We start from the raw sequence: 6,183 nt of genomic DNA on the forward strand, positions 1-6,183 counted from the left end.
GCGGCCCATGATGCCGAGACCGATGAAGGCGACGTTCATGGCGAACTCCTGTGAGAAGACGAGGGCCGGAGCCACCCTCCCTTTTTCTTGTCATCCTCGGGCTTGACCCGAGGAACCAGGGGTTGCCAAAGCCGTTCTCGACGGCCCCTGGATTGCCGGGTCAAGCCCGGCAATGACAGTAAGAGGGGGCTTGCAGAGGGGCTCTGCTAGGCTGCGACCGTCGCTTTGGCGCGGTACGGCGCGAACCAGCCGAGGCCAGTTTCGGTGCCGGATTGCGGCACGTATTCGGCGCCGACCCAGCCGGCGTAGCCGAGTGCGTCGAGCAGGCGGAACAGGAAGGGGTAGTGGATCTCGCCGGTGCCCGGCTCATGCCGGCCGGGATTGTCGGCGACCTGGATGTGGACGATGCGGGACAGCAGCGTCTGCAGCGTCGGCCCCAGGTCTCCTTCCATGATCTGCATGTGATAGATGTCGTATTGCAGCCGGGTGTTCGGCGCGTCGACCGCATCGAGCACGTCGAGCGTCTGCTGCGACCCGCTGAGGAAGAAGCCCGGGATGTCGCGGGTGTTGATCGGTTCGACCAGCAGGTCGATGCCGGCCTCGCCCAGCGCCTTGGCGGCGAAACGCAGGTTGTCGACCAGCGTGTCGCCCAGCACCGTCTCGGCCACGCCGGCCGGCCGCTTGCCGGCCAGGCAGTTGACCCGGGTGCAGCCCAGCGCGGTGGCGTACTCGATCGCCAGGCCGACGCCATCCTGGAACTCAGCCCGGCGGTCGGGCAGGCAGGCGATGCCGCGCTCGCCCTTGGCCCAGTCGCCGGCCGGCAGGTTGTGCAGCACCTGGGTCAGGCCGTGGCGCTGCAGCCGCTCGGCCAGCTCCTCCTTCGGGTAGGGGTAGGGGAACAGGTACTCGACCCCGCCGAAGCCCGCCTCCGCGGCGCGGCCGAAGCGGTCGAGGAAGGGATGCTCGTTGAACAGCATGGTGAGGTTGGCGGCGAAGCGCGGCATGAAGGGCTCCGATTTTGCCACTGTCATTGCCGGGCTCGACCCGGCAATCCAGAAGCTGTCGACAGTCTCTGGATGCCCGGGTCAAGCCCGGGCATGACAGGATGAGGAAGAGGCGGAAGGGCGGCGCTAAACCGTCTCCGGCTCGCGGGCCGGGGCGGGGGCGAGGTCGACGATCTCCTCGAACTCGGTGACCTTGTCGATCTCCGGCCCCATGGCGATGTTGGTCACCCGCTCGGTGATGATCTCCAGCACCACCGGCAGGCTGGCCTGGGTCGACCGGGTGCGGGCCCATTGCAGCGCCTCGGCGATCTCGGCCGGGTCGAACACCCGGCGGGCGATGCAGCCGAAGGCCTCCGCCGCCTTGACGTGGTCGACGCCGTAATCGCCGATCTCCGGCGCGTTGATGTTCTGGAACGAGAGCTGGACCTCGTAATCCATGTTGTAGCCGCGCTCCGCCTGCCGGATCAGGCCGAGATAGGCGTTGTTCAGCACCACCAGCACGAAGGGGATGCGGTACTGCGCCGCCACCGCCAGCTCCTCGATCAGGAACTGCAGGGAATAGTCGCCGACGATGCCGACCACCTCGGCCGACGGGTCGGCCAGCTTGGCGCCGGTGCAGGCCGACACCTCCCAGCCCAGGGGGCCGGCCTGGCCGCAGATGATGTAGTTGCGCGGCTTGTACACCTTCTGGAACTGGCCCGACGCGATCTGGTACAGGCCGATCGCGGTGACGAAGCGGGTGTCGCGGCCGAAGGCGGCGTTGATCTCCTGGAACGCACGCTGCGGCTTGATCGGCGTGTTGTCGAAATCGGTCCGGCGCAGCATGGTCCGCTTGCGCTCCTGCACCGCGCCGGCCCAGCTCTCGCGCTTCGGCAGCTTGCGGCCGCGGGCCTCGGCGATCAGCGCCTCCAGCGCCAGCCCGGCATCGGCGACGATGCCCAGATCCGGGCAGAACACCCGGCCGATCTGGGTCGGCTCGATGTCGACATGGATGAATTTGCGGCCCTTGGTATAGACATCCGTTGATCCGGTGTGGCGGTTGGCCCAGCGGTTGCCGATGCCCAGCACCACGTCGCTCTGCAGGAAGGTGGCGTTGCCGTATCGGTGCTGGGTCTGCAGCCCGACCATGCCGGCGTTCAGCGGGTGGTCGTCGGGAATGGTGCCCCAGCCCATCAGCGTCGGCACCACCGGCACGTTCACCAGCTCGGCGAACTCGACCAGCAGGTCGGAGGCATCGGCGTTGATGATGCCGCCGCCGGCGACGATCAGCGGCTTCTCCGCCGCCAGCAGCATGTCGACGGCGCGGGTGATGGCGCTGGGGTTCGGCGCCGGGCGCGACACTGGCAGCCGGGCGTCGGTCTCCGGATCGTAGTCGATGATCTCCTTCTGCACGTCGATCGGCAGGTCGATATGGACCGGGCCGGGGCGGTCGGAGCGCATGATCTGGAAGGCGCGGCGGAACACCCAGGGCACCTGGGCGCCCTCCATCACCGTGATCGCCCATTTGGTCACGGGCCGGGCGATGGCGGCGATGTCGACCGCCTGGAAATCCTCCTTGTGCAGCTTGGCGCGTGGCGCCTGGCCGGTGATGCACAGGATCGGGATCGAATCCGCGATGGCGGAATACAGGCCGGTGATCATGTTGGTGCCGGCGGGGCCGGAGGTGCCGATGCAGACGCCGATCGCGCCGGCCCGGGCCCTGGTGTAGCCCTCGGCGGCATGGGTGCCGCCCTCCTCGTGCCGCACCAGAACGTGGCGGATGCCGCTGTCCTTCAGCGCCTCGTAGAAGGGCAGGATCGCGGCCCCCGGCACACCGAACGCCACCTCCACGCCCTCGCTGCGCAACACATGCACCGCCGCTTCCATCGCCGTCATCTTGGGCATCGCGCCCTCCCTTTGAAAGGTTCTGGAGCGATGGTGGCAAGCGGGGCGGGCAGGGGCCAGCGGAGGTCCGAACTATTCCAAGGCGTGAAAAGCGGGAGACCGGATCGGTCTATTTCACCTGGTGGAAGGCGGGCTCTCCCGGTGGGAATTGAATTGATCGCGATTTGTACGTATATCTGTACAGATCAAAAGGGATGCGAACGATGCCCCACGTCACATTGAGCGAGTTGCGGGCCAATATGGCCAAGCATCTCGACCGGGTCGAAGCCGACCGTACGGAGCTTGTCGTCACCCGTCAGAACCACGAGCCGGTGGTGATCCTGCCGCTGGCCGAACTGGAGGGGCTGCGGGAGACGATCCACCTGCTCGGCTCCCCCGCCAATGCCGATCACCTGCGCCGCTCGATCGCCGAACTAGATGCCGGCAAGGGAACCGAGCGCGTCCTGATCGACGAATGAAGCTCGTCTTCTCTGAAGCCGCCTGGGCCGACTATCTGTTCTGGCAGCAGAACGACAAGGCGATTCTGGCGCGGGTGAACGAGGTGATCAAGGACGCGCTGCGTTCACCCTTCGCCGGTATCGGCAAACCCGAGCCGCTGGTCGGCAATCTCAAGGGCTGGTGGTCCCGGCGCATCTCCCGGGAACATCGGCTGGTCTATCGGGTCAGCGGATCGGGCGACGCCCAGGCACTCGAAATCGCCAGTTGCCGCTTCCACTACGGCCGCTGAAGCCATCTCAATGCACCCGGCCGCCCAGCTGTGCCGTGACCTTTTCCGCCGCCTGGCGCACCAGGATGCCGATCTGGTTGATCCGCTCCTCGCCCATGCGCTGGCAGGGGGCGGAGATCGACAGGGCCGCCACCGGGCGGCCGCCGCGGTCGAGGATGGGCGCGGCGACGCAGCGCATCCCCGTCACATGCTCCTCATCGTCGATGGCGTAGCCGGAGCGGCGGGCGCGGCTGATCTGGTCGCGCAGGCTCGGCAGGTCCGGCACCGTGTTCGCGGTCAGCCGGGTCAGGGCCAAGGCGGGCAGGGTGCGCGACAGCACCGGGTCGGTCTTGGCCGACAACAGAGCCTTGCCGACGCCCGAGCCGTGCACCGGCAGCGGCGTCGACCCCGGCAGGCTGGCGCCCAGCTCGCCGAGCTGATGCAGGTAGAGGATGGTGCCGCGCTCCTCCACCGCCAGGTTCACGGTCTCGTGGCACAGGCCGAACAAAGCGCGCATCGGCGGGTCGGCCAGGCGGCGCAGCCCCATGCCGTCGGCATAGGCGAGGCCGGATAGGAAGGCCTGCAGACCGACCATCCAGCGCCGTGACGCCGGCTCGAAACGCACGTAATGCGCCTCCTCCAGCGTGGTCAGCAGGCGGTGGACGGTGGGGGCGGACAGGTCGGTGGCGCGGGCCAGTTCGGTCAGGCTCATGCCGTCCGCCCGGGTGGCGACGGTGTCGAGCAGGCGCAGGGCGCGGAGGAGGGAGCGGACCTGGCCGGCCTTGGGCTGGTCGCCCGCCTTGAGGTCCCCCACATTGAAGTTGCTGACGGAGAATTCGCTGTCCTGATCGATCTCGGCCATGGTGCTCCTGACTGGACGCTTAGGCCGGTGACCGGCTTGGCGTTCTCTCCCGTTCATGCATGCGGCGCCCTTGTATGTAGGTCGCCTTGATCGAACGATCATCACCCAAAGTCATGAGGATGAACAGTTCTTCCTCCAGGTCGGCCTCGACCGCCTCCATCCGGTGCGCCATGGCGCTGGTGGCGCGGGCGTCCAGCACCACCAGGTCGGCGCTGCGGCCGGGGGCGATGCTGCCGATCTCACCGGCTAGGCCCAGCGCCTCGGCATTGCCGGCGGTGACCAGGTGGAAGGCCTCCAGTGCCGACAGGTTGGTGCCCTGCAGCTGCTGCACCTTGTAGCCCTCGCCCAGGGTGCGCAGCATGGAATAGCTGGTGCCGCCGCCGACATCGGTCGCCGCCGCGATCCGCACCGGCGGGTCGCGCCGCGCCAGGTCCTGCATCGGGAACAGGCCGCTGCCGATGAACAGGTTCGAGGTCGGGCAGAACACCGCGACCGATCCGGTCTCGGCCATGCGCCGGCGCTCGCGCTCCTCCAGATGGATGCAATGGCCGAACAGGGTCTTGGGCCCGAGCAGGCCGTAGCGGTCATAGACGTCGAGATAGTCGCGGCTGTCCGGGAACAGCTCGCGGACCACTTCGATCTCCTTCAAATTCTCGGCGATGTGGGTCTGGACATAGGCGTCGGGGAATTCGCGCACCAGGGCGCCCGCCGCCTCCAACTGCGCCTCGGTCGAGGTGATGGCGAAGCGCGGGGTGATGGCATAGCGCTGGCGGCCCTTCCCATGCCAGCGCCGCAGCAGCCGTTTGCTGTCGTCATAGGAGGATTGGGCGGTGTCCAGCAGGCCGGGCGGGGCGTTGCGGTCCATCATCACCTTGCCGGCGATCATGGCGGTGCCCAGCCGTTCGGATTCGGCGAAGAATGCCTCGGCCGAGCCGGGATGGACCGAGCCGTAGACCGCGGCGGTGGTGGTGCCGTTGGCCAGCAGCTCGGCCAGGAACCAGGCGGCCTGGCGCTCGGCATAGGCCTGGTCGCCGTACCGCTGCTCGGACACGAAGGTGTATTTGTGCAGCCACTCCATCAGCTGCGCGCCGTAGGAGGCGATCACCTGGGTCTGCGGAAAGTGCAGATGCGCGTCGATGAAGCCCGGCAGGATCAGATCATCGGGGTAGTGGTCGACCGCGGTGCCGGCCGGCAGCGTCGGCAGGATCTCGGTCGCGGGACCGACGCGGGTGATCCGGCCGGCCTCGCTGACCACCACCCCGTCCGGGATGTAGCGATAGCTGGCGGCATCGCCGGCGCCCTGTGGGGCGGCAACGAAGCTGAGGATGCGGCCGCGCAGGACGGCAAGGGTGGGTGGGGTCATCTTGGACGTCCTCTTACTGCACGGCCGTGTCGGGGTCGGCCGTCCAGCGCCCGAGCAGCTCGCGCTCCTCCGGCGTGATTTCGCTGACATTGGCCGGCGGCATGCTGTGGGTCAGCACCGCCTGCAGGCGGATCAGGCTGGCATGGCGCCGGATCTCCTCGGGCGAGTACAGCAGCACGCCGCGCGGCGCCTCGTGGATGCCCTCCCACCCCGGCAGGGTGGAGTGGCACATGCTGCAGCGGGAGATCACGACATCCGCGACCTGGGCGAAGGACACCGGCTTCAGGTCGGCGGCAGCAGCGGTCTGCGCCGGCGCTTCCTGCCCGATCCAGGGCTTGGTCGCGGTCGACACCTCATGCTCGCG

General features: G+C 68.1%; 6 protein-coding genes and 1 pseudogene. 2 read left to right on the top strand and 5 right to left on the bottom strand.

Annotation, left to right across the window (positions count from 1 at the left end; genetic code table 11):
- Nucleotides 1-206: 206 nt before the first annotated feature.
- Nucleotides 207-1,004, bottom strand: a complete 798-nt coding sequence (gene otnI, locus AC3XYG_RS21365) for a 2-oxo-tetronate isomerase (RefSeq protein WP_489141887.1) — start codon at nt 1,002-1,004, stop codon at nt 207-209.
- A 126-nt stretch (nt 1,005-1,130) separates the two neighbouring features.
- Nucleotides 1,131-2,888: a glyoxylate carboligase gene (gene gcl, locus AC3XYG_RS21370; protein WP_489141888.1), complete on the bottom strand. Its 1,758-nt coding sequence runs from the start codon at nt 2,886-2,888 to the stop codon at nt 1,131-1,133.
- Nucleotides 2,889-3,091: 203 nt separating this feature from the next.
- Between gcl and AC3XYG_RS21375 the strand changes: the two genes are divergently transcribed.
- Together AC3XYG_RS21375 and AC3XYG_RS21380 are read left to right on the top strand one after the other, a co-directional pair.
- A complete protein-coding gene (locus AC3XYG_RS21375) occupies nt 3,092-3,346 on the top strand; it encodes a type II toxin-antitoxin system Phd/YefM family antitoxin (RefSeq protein ID WP_489141889.1) in 255 nt (84 codons plus the stop codon).
- The gene (locus AC3XYG_RS21380; RefSeq protein ID WP_489141890.1) at nt 3,343-3,615 is read left to right on the top strand and encodes a Txe/YoeB family addiction module toxin; all 273 of its coding nucleotides are present in this window, start codon (nt 3,343-3,345) and stop codon (nt 3,613-3,615) included. The genes AC3XYG_RS21375 and AC3XYG_RS21380 overlap by 4 nt, the downstream gene beginning before the upstream one ends.
- A gap of 7 nt (nt 3,616-3,622) precedes the next feature.
- Here the strand turns inward: AC3XYG_RS21380 and AC3XYG_RS21385 are convergent, their stop codons facing one another.
- The 3 genes and pseudogenes from AC3XYG_RS21385 to AC3XYG_RS21395 form a co-directional block, all read right to left on the bottom strand.
- On the bottom strand, nt 3,623-4,456 hold the full coding sequence (locus AC3XYG_RS21385) for an IclR family transcriptional regulator (RefSeq protein ID WP_489141891.1): 834 nt from the start codon (nt 4,454-4,456) through the stop codon (nt 3,623-3,625).
- Between the two features lie 19 nt (nt 4,457-4,475).
- A complete protein-coding gene (gene guaD / locus AC3XYG_RS21390; protein WP_489141892.1) occupies nt 4,476-5,819 on the bottom strand; it encodes a guanine deaminase in 1,344 nt (447 codons plus the stop codon).
- Nucleotides 5,820-5,832: 13 nt separating this feature from the next.
- Nucleotides 5,833-6,183 (bottom strand): annotated as a pseudogene (locus AC3XYG_RS21395) (hypothetical protein); the annotation flags it as partial.

The sequence above is a fragment of the Inquilinus sp. genome (assembly GCF_057815775.1).

Excerpts from the sequence above, each read along its gene's own strand:
- AC3XYG_RS21380 (WP_489141890.1), top strand. The coding sequence starts at position 3,343 with ATGAAGCTCGTCTTCTCTGAAGCCGCCTGGGCCGACTATCTGTTCTGG.
- AC3XYG_RS21385 (WP_489141891.1), bottom strand. The coding sequence starts at position 4,456 with ATGGCCGAGATCGATCAGGACAGCGAATTCTCCGTCAGCAACTTCAAT.
- AC3XYG_RS21375 (WP_489141889.1), top strand. The coding sequence starts at position 3,092 with ATGCCCCACGTCACATTGAGCGAGTTGCGGGCCAATATGGCCAAGCAT.
- gcl (WP_489141888.1), bottom strand. The coding sequence starts at position 2,888 with ATGCCCAAGATGACGGCGATGGAAGCGGCGGTGCATGTGTTGCGCAGC.
- otnI (WP_489141887.1), bottom strand. The coding sequence starts at position 1,004 with ATGCCGCGCTTCGCCGCCAACCTCACCATGCTGTTCAACGAGCATCCC.
- guaD (WP_489141892.1), bottom strand. The coding sequence starts at position 5,819 with ATGACCCCACCCACCCTTGCCGTCCTGCGCGGCCGCATCCTCAGCTTC.